At 68.9% G+C, this 17,261-nt stretch carries 16 protein-coding genes; 7 read left to right on the top strand and 9 right to left on the bottom strand.

Features of this window, described 5'->3' with window-relative positions; genetic code table 11:
* Positions 1–51 precede the first annotated feature (51 nt).
* Genes OHB49_RS37405 through ltnD form a run of 4 tightly spaced genes read right to left on the bottom strand, consistent with a single transcriptional unit; the run spans position 52 to position 4,284 of the window.
* The gene (locus OHB49_RS37405) at positions 52–1,359 is read right to left on the bottom strand and encodes an MFS transporter (protein ID WP_329165329.1); all 1,308 of its coding nucleotides are present in this window, start codon (positions 1,357–1,359) and stop codon (positions 52–54) included.
* 51 nt (positions 1,360–1,410) lie between these two features.
* A complete protein-coding gene (locus tag OHB49_RS37400) occupies positions 1,411–2,085 on the bottom strand; it encodes a class II aldolase/adducin family protein (RefSeq protein ID WP_329165327.1) in 675 nt (224 codons plus the stop codon).
* Positions 2,082–3,365 carry a 3-oxo-tetronate kinase gene (otnK, locus tag OHB49_RS37395; protein ID WP_329165326.1) on the bottom strand — a complete coding sequence of 428 codons (1,284 nt, stop codon included), beginning with the start codon at positions 3,363–3,365 and terminating at the stop codon, positions 2,082–2,084. The genes OHB49_RS37400 and otnK overlap by 4 nt, the downstream gene beginning before the upstream one ends.
* A gap of 1 nt (position 3,366) precedes the next feature.
* Positions 3,367–4,284 (bottom strand): L-threonate dehydrogenase, encoded by a 918-nt coding sequence (gene ltnD, locus OHB49_RS37390; RefSeq protein ID WP_329165324.1) that lies wholly within the window; start codon positions 4,282–4,284, stop codon positions 3,367–3,369.
* 622 nt (positions 4,285–4,906) lie between these two features.
* On the opposite strand from ltnD, the gene OHB49_RS37385 reads away from it, so the two are divergent.
* From OHB49_RS37385 to zwf, 3 genes are all read left to right on the top strand, one after another.
* Positions 4,907–5,056, top strand: coding sequence for a hypothetical protein (locus OHB49_RS37385; protein ID WP_329165323.1), 150 nt, complete (start codon positions 4,907–4,909; stop codon positions 5,054–5,056).
* A 280-nt stretch (positions 5,057–5,336) separates the two neighbouring features.
* Positions 5,337–6,368 carry a phosphogluconate dehydrogenase (NAD(+)-dependent, decarboxylating) gene (gene gnd, locus OHB49_RS37380; RefSeq protein WP_443079602.1) on the top strand — a complete coding sequence of 344 codons (1,032 nt, stop codon included), beginning with the start codon at positions 5,337–5,339 and terminating at the stop codon, positions 6,366–6,368.
* 3 nt (positions 6,369–6,371) lie between these two features.
* Positions 6,372–7,829, top strand: a complete 1,458-nt coding sequence (gene zwf, locus OHB49_RS37375; RefSeq protein WP_329165322.1) for a glucose-6-phosphate dehydrogenase — start codon at positions 6,372–6,374, stop codon at positions 7,827–7,829.
* Positions 7,830–7,972: 143 nt separating this feature from the next.
* Here the strand turns inward: zwf and OHB49_RS37370 are convergent, their stop codons facing one another.
* The 3 genes from OHB49_RS37370 to OHB49_RS37360 form a co-directional block, all read right to left on the bottom strand.
* Positions 7,973–8,236: a DUF6234 family protein gene (locus OHB49_RS37370; protein ID WP_234432874.1), complete on the bottom strand. Its 264-nt coding sequence runs from the start codon at positions 8,234–8,236 to the stop codon at positions 7,973–7,975.
* Positions 8,237–8,931: 695 nt separating this feature from the next.
* On the bottom strand, positions 8,932–9,591 hold the full coding sequence (locus OHB49_RS37365; protein ID WP_329165319.1) for an MSMEG_1061 family FMN-dependent PPOX-type flavoprotein: 660 nt from the start codon (positions 9,589–9,591) through the stop codon (positions 8,932–8,934).
* 407 nt (positions 9,592–9,998) lie between these two features.
* Complete coding sequence (locus tag OHB49_RS37360; RefSeq protein WP_329165318.1) at positions 9,999–10,934, bottom strand: LysR family transcriptional regulator; 936 nt, start codon at positions 10,932–10,934, stop codon at positions 9,999–10,001.
* A 46-nt stretch (positions 10,935–10,980) separates the two neighbouring features.
* On the opposite strand from OHB49_RS37360, the gene OHB49_RS37355 reads away from it, so the two are divergent.
* Entirely contained in the window at positions 10,981–11,394 is a 414-nt protein-coding gene (locus OHB49_RS37355) for a TOBE domain-containing protein (RefSeq protein ID WP_329165317.1), read from the top strand.
* Here the strand turns inward: OHB49_RS37355 and OHB49_RS37350 are convergent.
* On the bottom strand, positions 11,336–12,190 hold the full coding sequence (locus OHB49_RS37350; protein ID WP_329165315.1) for a PucR family transcriptional regulator: 855 nt from the start codon (positions 12,188–12,190) through the stop codon (positions 11,336–11,338). The two genes, OHB49_RS37355 and OHB49_RS37350, sit on opposite strands and share 59 nt — an antisense overlap.
* Before the next feature lie 333 nt (positions 12,191–12,523).
* Here OHB49_RS37350 and OHB49_RS37345 point away from each other — a divergent pair, with 333 nt between their 5' ends.
* A complete protein-coding gene (locus OHB49_RS37345; RefSeq protein WP_329165313.1) occupies positions 12,524–12,943 on the top strand; it encodes a TOBE domain-containing protein in 420 nt (139 codons plus the stop codon).
* 145 nt (positions 12,944–13,088) lie between these two features.
* Positions 13,089–13,718 carry a molybdopterin-dependent oxidoreductase gene (locus OHB49_RS37340; protein ID WP_329165312.1) on the top strand — a complete coding sequence of 210 codons (630 nt, stop codon included), beginning with the start codon at positions 13,089–13,091 and terminating at the stop codon, positions 13,716–13,718.
* Positions 13,719–14,292: 574 nt separating this feature from the next.
* Here the strand turns inward: OHB49_RS37340 and OHB49_RS37335 are convergent.
* Positions 14,293–15,318: an alcohol dehydrogenase catalytic domain-containing protein gene (locus tag OHB49_RS37335; RefSeq protein ID WP_329165311.1), complete on the bottom strand. Its 1,026-nt coding sequence runs from the start codon at positions 15,316–15,318 to the stop codon at positions 14,293–14,295.
* Between the two features lie 537 nt (positions 15,319–15,855).
* Here OHB49_RS37335 and OHB49_RS37330 point away from each other — a divergent pair.
* The gene (locus OHB49_RS37330) at positions 15,856–17,238 is read left to right on the top strand and encodes an MFS transporter (protein ID WP_329165309.1); all 1,383 of its coding nucleotides are present in this window, start codon (positions 15,856–15,858) and stop codon (positions 17,236–17,238) included.
* The last annotated feature ends 23 nt before the right edge of the window (positions 17,239–17,261 follow it).

The following is a 17,261-nucleotide window of genomic DNA, read 5'->3' as shown; positions in this document are numbered from 1 at the left end:
TGCTCCAGTGTTCGGAACCGGCACCGGGCGCAGGACCCGTGCCGGGTCCGGTCATCGGTTGACGATCTGCTTCTTGGTGGTGAGGACCGCGCCGGCCCCGACGAAGAGGCTGAATGCCAGGACGTACATCGGGAACGAGGTGGAACCGGTGGAGTCCTTGAGCGCGCCGATCATGTAGGGGCTCACGAAGCCGGCGAGGTTGCCGACCGAGTTGATCACGGCGAGGCCGGCCGCGGCAGCGGTACCGCCCAGGAATGCGGTGGGGAGCGACCAGAACAGCGGCGCGCAGGTCAGCACTCCGGCGGCGGCGAAGGACAGCGCGACCAGGGACAGGGCGGTCGATCCGGACCACCCGGCCGCCAGCGAGAACCCGAGGGCGCCCATGAGGCTCGGGACGACCAGATGCCAGCGGCGCTCACGGCGCTTGTCCGCCGAACGTCCGAACAGGTTCATCGCGACGAGTGCGGCCAGGAAGGGCACGGCACTGAGTGCTCCGATCGCGAAGTTGCCCTCGATTCCGGTGGACTGGACGAACGTGGGCATCCAGAAGGTCAGGGCGTACTGGCCCATCACGAAGCAGAAGTAGATGAGGCACATCAGCCACACCTTGGGGTCGCGGAAGGCGTCCACGACCCGGCCGTGCACCGTCCGGTGCGCGACGTCGTCGGCGATCGCCCGTTCGACGACGGCCTTCTCCTCATCGGTGAGCCACTTCGCACTGCGCACGCCGTCGTCGAGGTAGAACAGCGTGGCCACACCGATGGCCAGCGCGGGTATCGCTTCGAGCGCGAACATCCACTGCCAGCCCTGCCAGCCGCTCACGCCGTGGAAGCGGTCCATGATCCAGCCCGACAGCGGGTTGCCGAAGATGCCGGCCACCGGGATGGCCGACATGAACATCGCGATCACCCGGCCACGACGGTGCGACGGGAACCAGTACGTGCAGTAGAGGATGACCCCCGGATAGAACCCCGCCTCCGCGGCACCGAGGAGAAACCTGAGCACGTAGAACATCGTCTCGTCGGTGACGAACACGAACGAGGCCGAGACCAGGCCCCAGGTGATCATGATCCGGGCGATCCAGGTGCGAGCACCGATGCGCTGCAGCATCAGGTTCGAGGGGACCTCGAAGAGGAAGTAGCCGATGAAGAACAGGCCGGCACCGAGGCCGTACGCCGCCTCGCTCAAACCGAGGTCGTCGGACATCTGCAGCTTCGCGAAGCCGACGTTGACCCGGTCCAGGTAGGAGAAGACGTAGCAGAGAATGAGGAAGGGGACGATACGCCGTACGACCTTGCGGAAGACGGCGTTCTCGCGGACGAGGTCGGGAACCTCGGCCGCCGTTACAGGCATGGGCATGGCGGAATCCTTCGTGCGGCTCAGGGGATTCTCTTGCAGGTCAGGAAGTGGTCACCACGCGGCGCCGAACGTCGTCCTCAGTCCGTCGATGGCGTGGGCGGGGAGCGGCTCCGGTCGACGGTCGGTCAGGAGCCAGAGACGTGCCGTCTCCTCGAGTTCTTCGAGGACGGCGAGGGCGGTGGCCGCGTCGGGCCCCCAGACGACGGGGCCCAGCCTGTCGAGCAGGACGGCCCTGATCGGGGTGCCGCTCGCCGCGCGATCGGCGATCCGGGCGGTCACCAGGTCGGCCACGCGCGGATCGCCGGGCCGGTGGTACGGGATGAGCGGAACGTGCCCGACCTTCATCACGTAGTAGGGCGCGAGGGGCGGAAGCACGTCGTCCCGGCTCCACACGCCGGCCAGGGTCAGCGCGACCAGGTGCGTGGAGTGGGTGTGGATGACGAACCGGGCCGTGGGGTCGGCTGCGCAGATGCGTCGGTGCAGCGTCAGTGTCTTGCTGGCGCGATCGCCCGCGATCTGTTCGCCACGGGCGTCGACCAGCCCGAGGCGGTGGGGTTCGAGGAAGCCGAGGGCGGCGTCGGTCGGCGTGATCAGATGACTGTCGCCGACCCTGGCGCTGATGTTGCCGGCGCTGGCGTGGACATAGCCCCGGGCGAACAGGCTTGTCCCTACCCGGACGATCTCCTCGCGGGCCTCGTCGACGGCAGTACTCATGGGCCGGGTCACGACGGCGCCTCCTCATCCAGCAGGTCGAACGCGGCGGTGAAGAAGTCGGGACCTCCGAAGTTGCCGGACTTCAGCGTGATGTGAAGCGTCTCCCCGTCGGGCAGGGCCGCCGCGCACCACGGCACACCGGGGTCGATCTGCGGTCCGATCCGGAGCCCGGTGATGCCGAGCGCCTGGACGACGGCTCCAGAGGTCTCGCCGCCCGCCACGACGAGCCGGCGGACACCGCGCTCCACGAGCCCCTGCGCGATGCGGGCGAGGGTTTGCTCCACCAGCTCACCCGCCTTGGCGGCGCCGAGCCTGCCCTGGACGGTTCGGACCGTGTCGGGTGCCTCGGTGGAGTAGACGAGGACGGGCCCGTCGGCCAGGTGGGACTCGGCGAAGGCCAGGCCCTCGCCGACCACGTCCTCACCGGCCGCGATGCGCAGCGGGTCCACGCTGAACGCGGGCCGGCCGCTGCGCACGAACGCGAGGACCTGACGGTTCGTGGCGGCGGAGACCGATCCGGAGAGGACGGCCATGTGACCGCCGGCCGGTGGCAGCTGCGCGGCGGCTGGGGACGGCACGAACCCCCAGTTCGCGGGCAGGCCGATCGCCAGCCCCGAGCCGGCGGTCACCAGGGGCAACCCCTGGACCGCAGCACCCAGACGCACGAGGTCCTCGTTGCAGACGGCGTCGGCGATGGCCAGCCCGAAGCCGTTCTCGCGCAGGGCGTCGATGCGGGCCCGGACAGCCTTGGCGCCGCCCGCCACGACCGTGTGATCGATGAGGCCGACCGCTCGCGTGGTTTGCGCGCCGAGGACGGAGACCAGGTTGGGGTCGGTCATCGGAGTCAGTGGGTGGTGGCGCATGCCGCTCTTGCTGAGCAGTACGTCACCGACGAAGAGATGCCCCTTGAAAACCGTGCGTTCGTTGTCGGGGAATGCCGGCGTCGCGATCGTGAAGTCGGTGCCCAGTGCGTCCATCAGGGCCTCGGTGACCGGACCGATGTTGCCGGCCGGCGTCGAGTCGAAGGTGGAGCAGTACTTGAAGTAGATCTGCTCGGCACCCGCGGACCGCAGCCAGGCGAGTGCCCGCAGCGACGCCTCGACGGCGTCGGCCGCCGGGACGGTGCGCGACTTGAGCGCGATGACCACGGCGTCCGCGTCCACCGTCACGTCGGCGCCGGCCGGCGGCACGTCGATCAGCTGGACCACGCGCATGCCCGCGCGTACCAGGTTGTTGGCCAGGTCCGTGGCGCCGGTGAAGTCGTCGGCGATGCAACCGAGTCGGATTGCCATGTCAGACCCCCGCCTGCTCGGGCAGGTCGATCCCCGGGAAGATCTTGATGACCGCACTGTCGTCCTCGGCTCCCAGACCCGACGCCGATGCCTGGAGAAACATCTGGTGGGCGGTGGCGGCGAGGGGAAGTGGGAACTTCTCGGGCCGGGCGGCGTCGAGCACGAGCCCCAGGTCCTTGACGAAGATGTCGACCGCGGAGAGGGGCGCGTAGTCACCGGCGAGCACGTGCGCCATGCGGTTCTCGAACATCCACGAGTTGCCGGCGCTGTGCGTGATGACTTCGTAGAGGGCCTCGGCCGGAACGCCGGACTTGATGCCCAGTGCCATCGCCTCGGCTGCCGCGGCGATGTGCACGCCCGCGAGCAGCTGGTTCACGATCTTGACCTTCGAGCCGAGTCCGGCGCGGTCTCCCAGGCGGTAGACCGTGCTGCTCATGGCCTCCAGTACCTGATCGGCGACCGCGTACGCCGCGGCGGAGCCAGACGTCATCATGGTGAGCTCGCCGGCCGCCGCGCGCGCGGCACCACCGGAGATGGGCGCGTCCAGATAGAGCACCCCCTTCTCGGCCAGGCGCCCCTCGAGCCCGGCGGACCAGCCGGGGTCGACCGTGGAACACATCACGAAGGCAGTGCCCGGGCGGAGCCGGTCGCCCGCCCTGTCCGCACCGAACAGCACCGATTCGACCTGCGCCGCGTTGACCACCACGCCGACCAGGACGTCGACGGCCGCCGCCAGGTCGCCGCACGAGGTGAATGCCGTCCCGCCGTCACGGGCGAACTCCGTGGCCACCTCCGGTCGCAGATCGTGCACGCCCACGTCGTAGCCCGCGTTCCGCAGACTGCGGGCCATGCCGAGACCCATGGCCCCGAGTCCCACCACGCCCACGCGTGGCCGTGCCGGCCTGTCCTGCTCGTTCATGCCCATCCCGTCTCGCTGCGCCGTCCCGGGGCACAGCCCGGCTCGTGATCCATTTGGTGATCGGGTCATATGATGACCTGAGGAGTGGATTTCACACCAGTGTGCTGCTCGTCACATTCGCAGTGGCTGCTTCGCACGCCGGCGACCGAGCCCCACGCGTCAGCCGGGGCCGTCGAAGCGAACCCGACAGCGCGGCCCACGCATCCGGGCCGACGGGCCGGCCGTCTCCGTGTGTGGCCGACTTCGCGTGTCGCCGCCGACGCTCTCGGCGACGTCGAGGCGTACGTCGATGCCTCGCGTGCATATCGGAATCGACATCCCACCCGATGAAGCCGAGTTCATGATGAGCCGTCTTCTCGAATGTGAATAAGAGGAGGTGTTCGACCACGAGGGTGCCGAGGACCCCTTGCCTCTGGTCTGCTGCAGCGGATACGCAAAGAAGGCAGAATTCCCGGCCCCTGTGCGGCCCGGTATGCCCGGTTCCATCATTCGCCGACGCTAGATTAGGGCCTCGGCCACGGGCGAGGGACCACTGACCGAGGCCGCTCGCAACGCCGGGCACACCATGCATGCCACCGAAGGTGAGCCCACTTCAGAGCAACTACGGTCGGGAGTGGTTGTGATGAGCGACGACTACAGATCTCTTCCGGACGGCGAACTCTGCAAGATATCGACCCTCGCGGACCGAAAACAGGACACCGGAACTGTTCAAATCATCCTCACGGTATTGGCTGAGCGTCATCCCAAGGACAAAGAAGCACTCATGAAGTAGGTCCAGAACCCGGACCTGACTACTGAAGTTCCGGATGAGCTTCAGGAAACCCTCAAAGGTTCCGGACGGCCGAACAGTTCGGCACTCACCGGGTGCCCCTCGTGCTCACGAATCTCGGAATCATCCCGCATCGGGGTGGCCGAGGTCGCACGGGAACCGGTGCAGTCGCGGCAGAGGGCGAGGACATGACGGCATCGCCCACGAGCCGGAGCCCGGCCACGGCTCCTCCGCCAACGCTGTCATCCGTCACCACCGCGCTCCGAAGAACGGGAAGTCGGCCATGACCACGGACACACCCATGCAGCTCGGCATGATCGGGCTCGGCCGGATGGGCGCCAATCTCGTGCGCCGACTGATGCGTGACGGCCATCGCTGTGTCGTCTACGACCTCGACCGGGAGACCGTACAGGAGCTGGAGAAGGAGGGGGCGACCGCGACCTCCTCCCTCCACGACCTGGTCGACAAGCTGGAGAAGCCCAGAAACGTCTGGCTGATGCTCCCCGCCGGAGTGGTGCAGTCGACACTGGACCAGTTGGCCGCCCTGCTCGACCCCGGTGACACCGTCATCGACGGCGGCAACTCGTACTACCGGGACGACATCACCCGGGCGAAGCAGCTCGCTCCGCGCGGGATCCACTACGTGGACTGCGGGACCTCAGGCGGTGTCTGGGGCCTGGAGCGGGGCTACTGCCTGATGATCGGCGGCGAGGAAGAGGCGGTAGCCAGGCTGGACCCCGTCTTCCGCGCCATCGCCCCGGGCACCGGGGACGCCGAGCCCACCCCCGGCAGGACCCGGACCGACGGAACCGCACCCCAGGGCTATCTGCACTGCGGCCCGAGCGGCGCAGGCCACTTCGTGAAGATGGTCCACAACGGGGTCGAGTACGGGATGATGGCCGCCATCGCCGAGGGGCTCGGCATCATCAAGCACGCGGACGCGGGCCTGCGTTCGCGCTCCGTCGACGCCGAGACCGCCCCGCTGCGCGAACCCGAGGCCTACCAGTACGAGATCGACGTGGCCGAGGTCGCCGAGGTGTGGCGCCGCGGCTCCGTCGTCGGCTCCTGGCTGGTCGACCTCGTGGCCGACGCGCTGTCCCGCTCGCCCGAACTCGACGATTTCGCCGGCCGGGTCTCCGACTCCGGAGAGGGCCGGTGGACAGTGGTCGCGGCAGTGGAGGAGAGCGTGCCCGCGCCCGTCATCAGCGCCGCGCTCACCGAGCGGTACGAATCGCGCGGGCTGGGCGAGTTCCGGGACAAGGTGCTGTCCGCGATGCGCGGCGAATTCGGCGGTCACGCCGAGAAGGCGCGGTGAACCATGACCAGCGGCCCCGAGTCCGAAAGCACTGGTCCGGTCCCCGACGACCACGTCGTCGTGCTGTTCGGTGCGACCGGTGACCTCGCCCGGCGCAAGCTCCTGCCAGGACTCTTCCATCTCGCCAAGGCCGGGCTGCTGCCGGCCCGCTACCGGATCGTCGGCTCGGCACCGTCCCAGGCTGCGTTCAGCGACGACGACTTCCGCAAACGGGCCCGGGAGGCGACCGCCGAATTCGGCAGATCGAAGCCGGAAGGCCCGGAGTGGCAGGAGTTCGAGGAAGCGCTGACATTCGGCGCGGCGGACCCCGACGACCCCGAGCCGCTCCTTTCGGCCGTACGGAAGGCCGAGCACGCCGTCGGAGGCAAACCCCGCCGGCTGTTCCACCTTGCTGTTCCGCCGACGGCCTTCGCCTCCGTGATCGAGATGCTGGGCGCGACCGGCCTCGCCGAGAACGCCCGCGTCATCGTGGAGAAGCCCTTCGGCACGGATCTCCCCTCGGCCCAGGCCCTCAATGCGACGATCCACTCCGTGTTCGACGAGTCCCGGATCTTCCGCATCGACCACTTCCTCGGCAAGGAGTCCGTGGACAACATCCTCGCCCTCCGGTTCGCCAACGGTCTCTTCGAGCCCGTCTGGAACCGCGACCACATCAGCCATGTACAGATCGACGTGCCTGAGAAGATCGGGATCGAGGGCCGGGCACAGTTCTTCGAAGGCACCGGCACCTTCCGTGACATGATCGTCACTCACCTCTTCCAGCTCATGGGTTTCATGGCGATGGAGCCCCCGGCCGAACTCACGGCGAAGTCGCTGCGGGACGAGAAGGAAAAGGTCTTCCAGTCCATGCGGCACTTGGACCCGACACAGGTCGTCCGTGGCCAGTACGAGGGGTATCGCGACGAGCCGGGCGTCGATCCCCGGTCGGACACCGAGACGTTCATCGCGCTGCGCGTCGAACTCGACAACTGGCGGTGGGCCGGTGTGCCCTTCTTCCTGCGTTCGGGCAAGTCGCTCGGAGAAGGAAGGCACGTCGTGACGCTCGGATTCCGGGAACCGGCCCTCCGCATGTTCCCGCTGCCCGCGCGGGGCGGCGCGGAAGCCCGGAACAACGAGCTGGTGATCGATTTCGACGACCCCGGCCGGATCGCCACTCGCTTCCTGGTGAAGGAGCCCGGCCCTGCCATGCGCCTGGAGGAGGCCGGGATGGTCTTCGACTACGCCGACTCCTTCAACTCGATGTACGCGCTCGAAGGATACGAACGCCTCATCCTGGACGCGATGCTGGGAGACCAGTCCCTGTTCACCCGCTCCGACGGGATCGAGCGTCTGTGGGAGGCATCCGCCCCTCTGCTGGCGACCCCACCGCCGGTCGAGCCGTACACCCCGGGATCCTGGGGACCCGAGTCGATCGACCGGCTCATCGCTCCGTACCGCTGGAGTCTGCCCGACCGCCGCTGAGCGCCGTAATGAACAGCTCGCATGTCTCATCCACCCTCCTGTCTCACCAACATCCAGGCGGGTAAGGCTCCGCGGTGTGTGGGTCGAAGGCGGACGGGATGGGAGCCGGGGAGGTGGTGCGTTGCGGTGCAAACCGACGTGCGCTATTCACGGGCAGCGAAGTAGGCGAGCAGCACTGCTCCGACTCCCAGGACAACCAGCTGCACGACGCCAGGAATACGCCATCGCAGAGCAAGTAGACCACCGCCTGTGACGACTGCGCCGCCGACCAGGAGCCACATTCCCCGCAACGCTTCCTTGGGCGCGCTGGACGGATTGCCGTGGTCGTAGCTGTCGGCCCAGCCCGTCATCCCGTACCGGAACACCAACCAAGCGATGACCATCAGGTCGATGATGAGTAGGGCCACGCTGACCCCAACCTGCTCGCCCGTCGACGGCTCACCCCCGGGCCTCACACCCACCACCGTCCTGTTTCCGCGTGACAGCCTGTTGTTCGCATGCCGCCCAGCATGCTGTCGTGGCAGGCACCGCACATGAGCACAGCTACTCAGATGCGTCGCCCTCATCGGAGCCGCAGGGGCGCAGTCGGCTTGCCACCGGCCGACCGATGCCGAGCAGCCCGCGCCCGGCAGCCTCGCGGCGCAGATGGGGGAGCTGCTCGCGCGGCAGCCCACCGGGGCGAATGTGTACCGGCAAATAGCTACCGCAGGATATTCGCATGCTCCGCAGGGCGCTGTGGACTTGCTGAAGGACAAGCGGCTCATATCCGCCCGGGACACCGTGCGCGTGGTCTCCGGCAAGGCTGACGGCGGTGACGTTTACGTTCTCGCGCTGCACATCAACGGCGCCTGCCACTACCTACGCATGGACTCCTCGTCTTCCGCGTCGCGTCTGATACCACTGTGGCTCGCACCGGCCGATGAGCAGGAGGCTTGTGGCGTGAAGCAGGCAGTGGCCGCCGCGGTTCTGTACGGGATTGACCCCGCTGAGGCGGGGGGACTACATGCAGCCGAGAACTTACGGGCTGCCCCGCGATTGATCTTGGGGCGTGCCGGCCTGGGGGTTCGGCCGGCTGGTGGTTCAGCAATCGCAGGTCGGCCCGCTACTCGTACCGGTACTTCAGCGAGTCCGCCTCGGCTTGCTCGATGTCGGCGATCGTCAGCTCCGGCATCCGCAGTTGGGCCAGCGTCACCTCGGCCGAGGCCGGCTGGGCGTCCGCCGGCAGCCACTGCTCCGGCTTCCAGGCCCCGCTGCGCAGCAGCGACTTGGGGCAGTGCGGGTACACCTCCTCGATCCCCAGCACCAGCGCACTGGCCGGCGGCTTACCCACGGCGGTCAGCTGCGACAGCAGCTCTGGGCGGGTGGAGACGCAGGCCCGGCCGTTCACCCTGAGCGTCGTGGTGCGCCCCGGAATGACGAACAGCAGCCCGGCCCGTCCGGTGGCGACGACGTTCTGCAGGGTGTCCAGCCGCTTGTTGCCGGTCGCGTCCGGTATCGCCACCGTCCGTGCGTCCAGGACGGCGACGAACCCGGCGGGGCCGCCGCGCGGGGAGACGTCACAGTTGCCCTCGGCATCCGCACTGGCGACCAGGACCAGCGATGAGCAGCCGATCAACCTCCGGGTCTGCTCGGTGAGTTCGGTCATCTGCTTCCGCACGGCCGCATCGTTGGGGAGTTCGTAGACCCGGCGCAATGCCTCCTGGTCGGGCACGGCGTCGAGGCGGAGCGAGTCGAAGGCACTGCCGGCAAGGGGTGTCGTCATGCCTCCGACCCTATTGGACCGTCGGAGGCGATGCCCGCGGTGATCGCGGTCAAAGACCGAGCCGTCGCCGTCCCTGTCGGAAGTGACGACGAGGGTGTGCCCGGCCTTCTCCAGGAAGTCCCGCAGGCCGATCTCGCCGGAGACACTGCGGAGGAGGTGGCCCGGCGTGAAATCGATCGCCTCGGGAGTGGGTGCGGTCCGGCCGCCGAGGTAGTGGTCGATCGAGGGGAGGTCGTCACGGGCGTACGTGGTCGGGTATCCGTCGAGTGGGGTCGTCGTACAGGACGCAAAGCAACTTGGTCATGCCACGGCTCCTCAACTGCGTTACCGGCAAGTTTGTTCACCGCCCCCTCCGTCGAACTCCCAGGTCAAGGCATCCCTCGTCATGCCGGGACAGGCCGCGTCCATCAGCCGTGTCCGCCGCCCAGGTACGTGTGCAGCAGGTCGTCGAGCGCGTCCCGTACGCCCGCCTCCCGGGCTGCCGTCAGCAGCGCCTCGGCGAGCACCGACTGGGGTTCGCTGCGGGCGACGACCAGCCCGACCCTTGGCCCGCGTGCAGGTCCCTCCAGGGGTACGACCCGCATTCCGTCGGGTACGCCGAACATGTGCAGCCACGCGTGCGAGATCACGCTCGACCAGCGGCCGCCGGGCAGGTGCGCGTACAGCCCGGCGACGCTGTCCGACTCGATCGCGGGGGCGGCGGTAGCACCTTCGGCGGCGAAGCACTCGTCAATGATGCGGCGGTTGCGCATACGGGAGTTGAGCAGGCACAGCGGGAGGGCGGCAGCCTGCGACCAACTCGCCGCCGGGGCGACCCCGAGCGGCCCGTCGACCGGGGTCAGCAGCACATATCTCTCCTCGTACAGCGGGAGTCGGCGCACGCCGCGCAAGGAGTCGTCGTCGAGGTAGGTCATCGCCGCGTCCAGTTCGAACTCGGCCAGACCGTGAGTGATGTCGGCCGACGACAGCGACTCGATGCTCACCCGGGCGCGGGGGTGACGGTCGCAGAATGGGGTGGTCAGGAGAGAGGCGGCGGGCAGTGCGGTGGGGACCACGCCCAGGCGAAGGGTGCCGGCCAGGCCGTCGCGCAGGGCGGACAGCTCATGGCGGAGGGCGTCGCCTTCGGCGAGGATGCGGTGCGCCCAGGCCAGGACCACCTCGCCCTCCGGGGTGAGGCCTTCGTAGCGCCGGCCGCGCCGCACGATCGGGACGTTCAGCTCGTGTTCGAGGCGGCGGATCGCCGCGGACAGCGAGGGCTGGGAGACGTAGCAGGCGGCCGCCGCGCGCGCGAAGTGACGCTCACGGGCGAGGGCGACCAGGTATTCCAGCTGACGCAGCAGCATGCGCGACCTCCGTGGGTACCGTACGGGCAGGGCCTAGGGTTTCGGTGTGCCGACGTACAGCATTGGGCAGGCCGCGCGCCTGCTGGGGGTGAGTCCGGAGACCGTGCGCCGATGGGCGGACGGCGGTCGGCTGCCCATGGGGCGGGGCAGCTCCGAGAACCGGGTGATCGACGGGGCGGGGCTGGCGCGGTTCGCGCAGGAGCGGGCGGCGGGTGATGTGCGGGGCGTCCCCGACGAGGCTCCGCCCACCTCCGTGCGTAACGCGTTCACGGGCATCGTCACCGCCCTGGATGTGGACGACGTCGTGGCCCGGGTCGAGATCCAGTCCGGGCCCCACCGGGTGGAATCGCTCGTGACCCGGGAGGCAGTGGAAGATCTGGGCCTCGCGGTCGGCGTCACGGTCACCGCGCGCGTGAAGTCGACGAGCGTGCACGTCGATCGGTCGGGAGGCCGCTCGTAGCGGGCAGCGCCGGGTTGGTGCGGCACAGCAGGGCGGTCCACAGGTCCAGGCGGTCGGAGAGGCTGGACAGGTCCCGGCCGGTGAAATGCTCGATGCGCTGGACTCGGTAGTGGACCGTGTTGACGTGCAGGTGCAGGGCCTCAGCCGTGCGCGCCCAGGATCCGTCGCAGGCAAGGAAGAACTTCAGGGTCTCCAGCAGTGGGGCTGCGGAGGCGTTTTTGATGTCGAGCAGCGGACCGAGGACGGACCGGCTGTAGGCGGTGCGGACCTCCGCCGGGACCCCGGCCAGGAGAGTGCCGAGACTGGTGAGGGTCGCAGCGTCGGTGAGGAGCGAGGTCTCCGGGGCGGCGCTGCGGGCGGAGGCGAGCGCGTAACGGGCCTCGACCAGCGCCCCGGGCAGCTGGAGCGGGCCGGCGGCCGGCGCTCCGACGCCACCGTGCAACGGTAGGGGCGGCGCGCAGGCGGCGACGAGGGGCCAGACCTCACTCATCGCAACGGGAATGGGAACGCCATCGGCTTCGGGGACGACCGCGAATGCGGTGCCCTCCGGGAGACGCCCCACCGCAGCAGGCCCCGGCCCCAGGCGGGCCACCACTTCGGCAAGCGCCCCCTCTGCCAGTCCCGCCCGCCGGCCTCCCGTGTCGGCGACGATCACACGGTACGGGCCTTCCGCGGGAAGCCCGCAGGCACGAAGGATGCGGCACACCCGCAACGGCAGACCGGCCACCCTGAGGGCGTCACCGATGGCGTACGGACCCTCTTGCGGTGTGTGCTCCAGGACCTGGACCACGGGCATCACGGGCTGCCACCTCCCCAAAGACCCTACCCTCGCAGGCGTGCAGATGCTCACCCGTCGACGGGTGTGGCGTAGTAGATGCAAGGAATATCAGCAGGACAAGTCTGCATCTGCCGGTGTCCGACGGCAGCGAGACGTATCGCCCTCGGTACGCGGGTGCACGCCGCGGGAAGCCCCCTGTCGTTCACGGGCCACTGAAATGCATGGTTCTTCCGCCGCCGCACCTTGCGGATGCGACACGCACCCCAACGGCGTCGCCGGATCCGGCTGGCTTGGGAAGCCACCGCACGCAAAAGCCTGACATTCCCCGACTCTTCGAAGAGGTGCTTCGTCATGAGCCTGAGCATCCGCAATCAGATCCCTGGCACCGTCACCGCCGTCACGGCCGGAGAGGTCATGGCAACGGTCAAGGTCCGCCTCGACGGCGGCCAGGACCTCACCGCGGCGATCACCCTGGAGGCCGTCAAGGATCTCGGCCTGACCGAAGGATCCGCCGTACGTGCCCTGGTCAAGTCCACCGAGGTGGCCCTGGCCACCGGTGCGGTGGCCGGACTGTCCATCCGCAACCGGCTGCCTGGCACCGTCACCGACGTCGCCACCGGTGGCGCCATGGCCTCCGTAAAGGTCACCGTCGTCGGCGGCGAGCTGACCGCAGCGATCACCAAGGAGGCCGTCACCGACCTCGGCCTCACTGCCGGATCGAGCGTCGTCGCACTGATCAAGTCGACCGAGGTGTCCCTCGCCGGGGCGTGACGCGATGTCAGCCGGGAACACCACCGCACAGGACCGGCTCGCCCCGGGTACCCGCGCGCCGCGCAGCCCCGCCCTCGGCATCACCGCAGGTGATCGCTTACGCTGCTCGGGACACAGACGTGGCAGGAGGCGAAAGGGGCGGGGATTGACCGTCGACCATCCCACCGCGGCCGGCACACCGTCCCGCATCCCTCCTGGCCAGCGCCACGTGCAGGGATGGCCGGTCTCGCACTACGGGCCCGTCCCCCGTTTCCGTCCCGAGCGCTGGAGCCTGCGGGTGCACGGCGCCACCAGCGCCGAGCGCAACTGGACCTTCGACGAACTGGCCGGGCTGCCCCACCGCACGGTCGTCGCCGACCTGCACTGCGCGACCGGCCCCACCTCCACCGACCATGAGTGGTACGGCATCCCCGCCACCGCCGTCCTGGACGTGGTCCCGCCGACCCCTGCAGTCACGCATGTCATGGCCTGGGCCGAGTACGGCTACGCCGCCAACCTCCGCCTTGCCGACTTCGCCACCTCCGAGACCCTCCTGGCCACCCACCACAACGGCGAGCCCCTCACCGCCGAGCACGGCTTCCCCCTGCGGCTGGTGGTTCCCCACCTCTACGGCTACAAGAGCCCCAAATGGCTGCGTGCCATCGAGTACCTGACCGAGGACCGGCGCGGCTTCTGGGAAGAACGCGGCTACCACAACATCGCCGACCCCTGGCAGGAGCAGCGCTACTCCTACCAGGAGCAGGAGGGCGACGGGCCGACGCTTCCGGCTGCCTAGGGGCTGTCCCGTGATCCCTGCCGCACACCACCGTTTTGATCATCAGGCCCCCTGCCGAGGGCGCCTACGGTGGTGCCCTAAGACGCCTGGCGGGAACCGTGGCGATCAAGCTCGCGCGTTCAACGGCAGGGCCTCTGGCAGCGCCGGTGGTGAACCCACGGCGGCCCGCGCGCGTCTCCCCGTTCCCGAACCGTCACCAGGACACGGCAGTATGGCAACGGATGACGACATCAGAGTCTGAACTCCAGAATCCCTACACCGCACCGCACTTCGCGACCTCCGCCCGACCGTCGAGGTGGACGTAGAACTCAAGGACGGCTGGCGACCGCTGCCGGCTCACCGGCTACGACGTCCGACGTCTGCTGCACCAACGAGTCCCTCTGGCGAGCTGTGTCAGAGCGTTACGGCCCGTGGGACCGGGTCCGTGTTCGGCATGGCCGAGCGGTGCGCGTGTGCGAGATGGACGATGAGGAGGGTCGGCGCCTATTACGGACGATTTCCTCTCAGCCCTGCGCACCACCCACGAGTATGCCGCCCGGGCGGCTCGCTGGCGAAAGGCCGAGGGCCGGGTGCGTCAGCGGGTGGTGAGCACCATCCGGAAGCGGGCGGCGCCGGAGAGCATCTTTTGGTACGCCTGATCGGCCTGGTCCAGCGGCACGATCTCGGTCATCGGGCGGATTCCGTGCAGGGCGCTGAACGCCATGGTGTCCTGCACGTCCTGTGCGGTGCCGGACGGATGGCCCCGGACGATCTTGCCACTCATGAGCAGCTGGTTCGGGCTGATGCCCAGTGGCTCGCTGTCCGCGCCGATGACGACCAGCTCGCCGCGGGGGGACAGCCCTTCCACGGTCGCTGTGGTGGCGGCGGAGTTGGCGGCGGTGGCCAGGACGACCTTGGCGCCGCCGAGGGACTGCAGGGCGTCTGCGACGGTGGTGTCCGCCGTGCTGTCGATGTAGTGGTGCGCACCGAGCTGTTTGGCGAAGTCGGCCTTGCCGGCTCCGCGGGCGATGGCCACGGTCTCGAAGCCCATGGCGGCTGCGTACTTCACCCCCAGGTGGCCGAGGCCGCCGATGCCGAGCACGGCGACCAGGTCGCCCGGCCGGGCGGAGCTGCGCCGCAGCCCGTTGTACGTGGTCACCCCCGCACAGCCAAGGGGCGCCGCATCGGGCGCCGCCAGCGCGTCGGGGATCCGGGCCAGCGCGTCTGCCGGGGCGATCACCGCCTCGGCGTAACCGCCGTCGTACGCCCATCCGGGCACCTTCAGGTTCTCGCACACGACGAAGTCGCCCTGCCTGCAGGGCGTGCAGTGACCGCAGCTGCCGCCGAACCAGCCGACCGCCACCCGGTCGCCCACATGCCAGCCCTTGTCCTGCGTTCCCTCGCCGAGCTCCTCGATGCGCCCGGCGATCTCATGCCCGGGTACCAGCGGAAACCGTACGCCGGGGACGCCGGCAGTCACGAAAAATGCGTCGCTGTGGCAGATCCCGCAGGCATCCACGGCAATCCGTACGTGGCCTGGGCCCGGCTGCGGCATCTCCCGCTCGACGATCGCGAACGGACCGCTGGGGGCGGAGACCTGGGCGACTCGGTAGGTGCTCATCTGCATCTCTCCGGGCTACGGGTACGACGCCCCCTGAAGCCAGTAGAGCAGCTCCGGCCCGACGGCGCGCGGCTGACACCCCCGACCAGCTGGGCATCGATCGCGACCTGATCTGCCTCGTCAGCCGGCCGTCCCCAGGTACGCGCCTTCGCTCGGTGACGGTGCTCTTACCGGCGTCGACGTGGTCGAGGATGCCCAGCGCGACTGTCCGGACGGAGCGACCTGGGCTGATGGCCGCGAACGAACCCCTGATGCGGCGCAACGCGCTGAGACGTACCCGAATGGTTGGTTTCAGGTCAGCACTGACCAGCACAGGAGTCAGCACCAGGGCACTGAACCATGCCCAACAACACAACTCGGACAGGGGCCCGCCGGCTTCGGTTCGGTCCTCGCAGCAGTCTCGACATGCCTGTCATGGTGGTCCCGCGCACACCCGACCCGAGAACTATGGTCCCCCACCACATACGCCCCTGACCTGCCCCTTCCTACGGTGTGGCGACACGGAAACGTCCCCGCAACCGTCCGGAAGTGGTACCCATGGCCGCCTCGGCATCCGCTCCACCGACCACCCGCTCGCTCAAGCGCATCGTCGCCGCAAGCCTCATCGGGACCACCATCGAGTGGTACGACTTCTTTCTCTACGGGTCAGCAGCCGCTCTCGTCTTCCCCAAGCTGTTCTTCCCCGAGTCCGACCCGCTCGTCGGAACGCTCCTCTCCTTCCTCACCTACGCGGTCGGCTTCGCGGCCCGACCGCTCGGCGCCCTGGTGTTCGGACACTACGGCGACCGGCTCGGCCGCAAGAAGCTGCTGGTGCTGAGTCTGCTGCTGATGGGTGCGGCGACCTTCGCCATCGGGCTGCTGCCGACGCATGCCACCGTCGGTGTCGCCGCTCCGATACTGCTCACGGTCCCGCGACTGGTGCAGGGCTTCGCCCTCGGTGGTGAGTGGGGCGGAGCCGTTCTCCTCGTATCGGAGCACGGGGATGCGAAGCGGCGTGGGTTCTGGGCCTCCTGGCCGCAGACCGGGGCACCGGCCGGGCAGCTGCTCGCGACCGGGGTGCTCTCCGCGCTCACCGCGCTGCTGTCGGATTCCGCCTTCGGGGCCTGGGGCTGGCGCATCCCGTTCCTGCTCTCCGGCGTGCTCGTGATCGTCGGCTTGTGGATTCGTCTCTCTGTCGATGAATCACCGGTGTTCAAGGCTGCGCTGGCGCAGGCCGAGGCGCGCAAGGGGGCCGCCGCGGCGGCCGAGAAGATGCCGCTCGTCGCCGTGCTGCGGCACCACTGGCGGGATGTGCTCATCGCCATGGGGGCCCGGATGGCGGAGAACATCAGCTACTACGTGATCACGGCGTTCATCCTCGTGTACGCGACGACTGCCGCTGAGCTGAGCAAGCAGACGGCGCTGAACGCCGTGCTCGTCGCCTCCGCCATCCACTTCGCGGTCATTCCGGTGTGGGGCGCGCTGTCGGACCGGTTCGGCCGCAAGCCCGTCTATCTGATCGGGGCGGTCGGTGTGGGGCTGTGGATGTTCCCGTTCTTCGCGCTGATCGACAGCCGCAGCTTCGGGAGCCTGCTGCTCGCCGTCACGGTCGGGCTCATCTTCCACGGGGCGATGTACGCGCCTCAGGCGGCCTTCTTCTCGGAGATGTTCGCGACCCGGATGCGGTACTCGGGTGCGTCGATCGGCGCTCAGTTCTCGTCGGTCGCAGCCGGTGCCCCGGCGCCGCTCATCGCCACCGCGCTGCTCGAGAACTACCACAGCTCGACAATGATCTCGCTGTATGTGATCGCGGCGGCGCTCATCACCGTCCTGGCGGTCGTCTGTGCCAAGGAGACCCGGCACCGCGACCTCGAGAACATCGAGACGGCACCGGAGCGGGACGCGTCCGCGGCTGTGGCCGCCGACGCCCGTACCGCATGAGCATCTGACTGTGTGAGCCATCG

It is taken from the genome of Streptomyces sp. NBC_01717 (assembly GCF_036248255.1).
Lineage (GTDB): Bacteria > Actinomycetota > Actinomycetes > Streptomycetales > Streptomycetaceae > Streptomyces.
The sequence above is the reverse complement of the archived record's forward strand: the minus strand, read 5'-3'. Positions and strand labels throughout refer to the sequence as shown.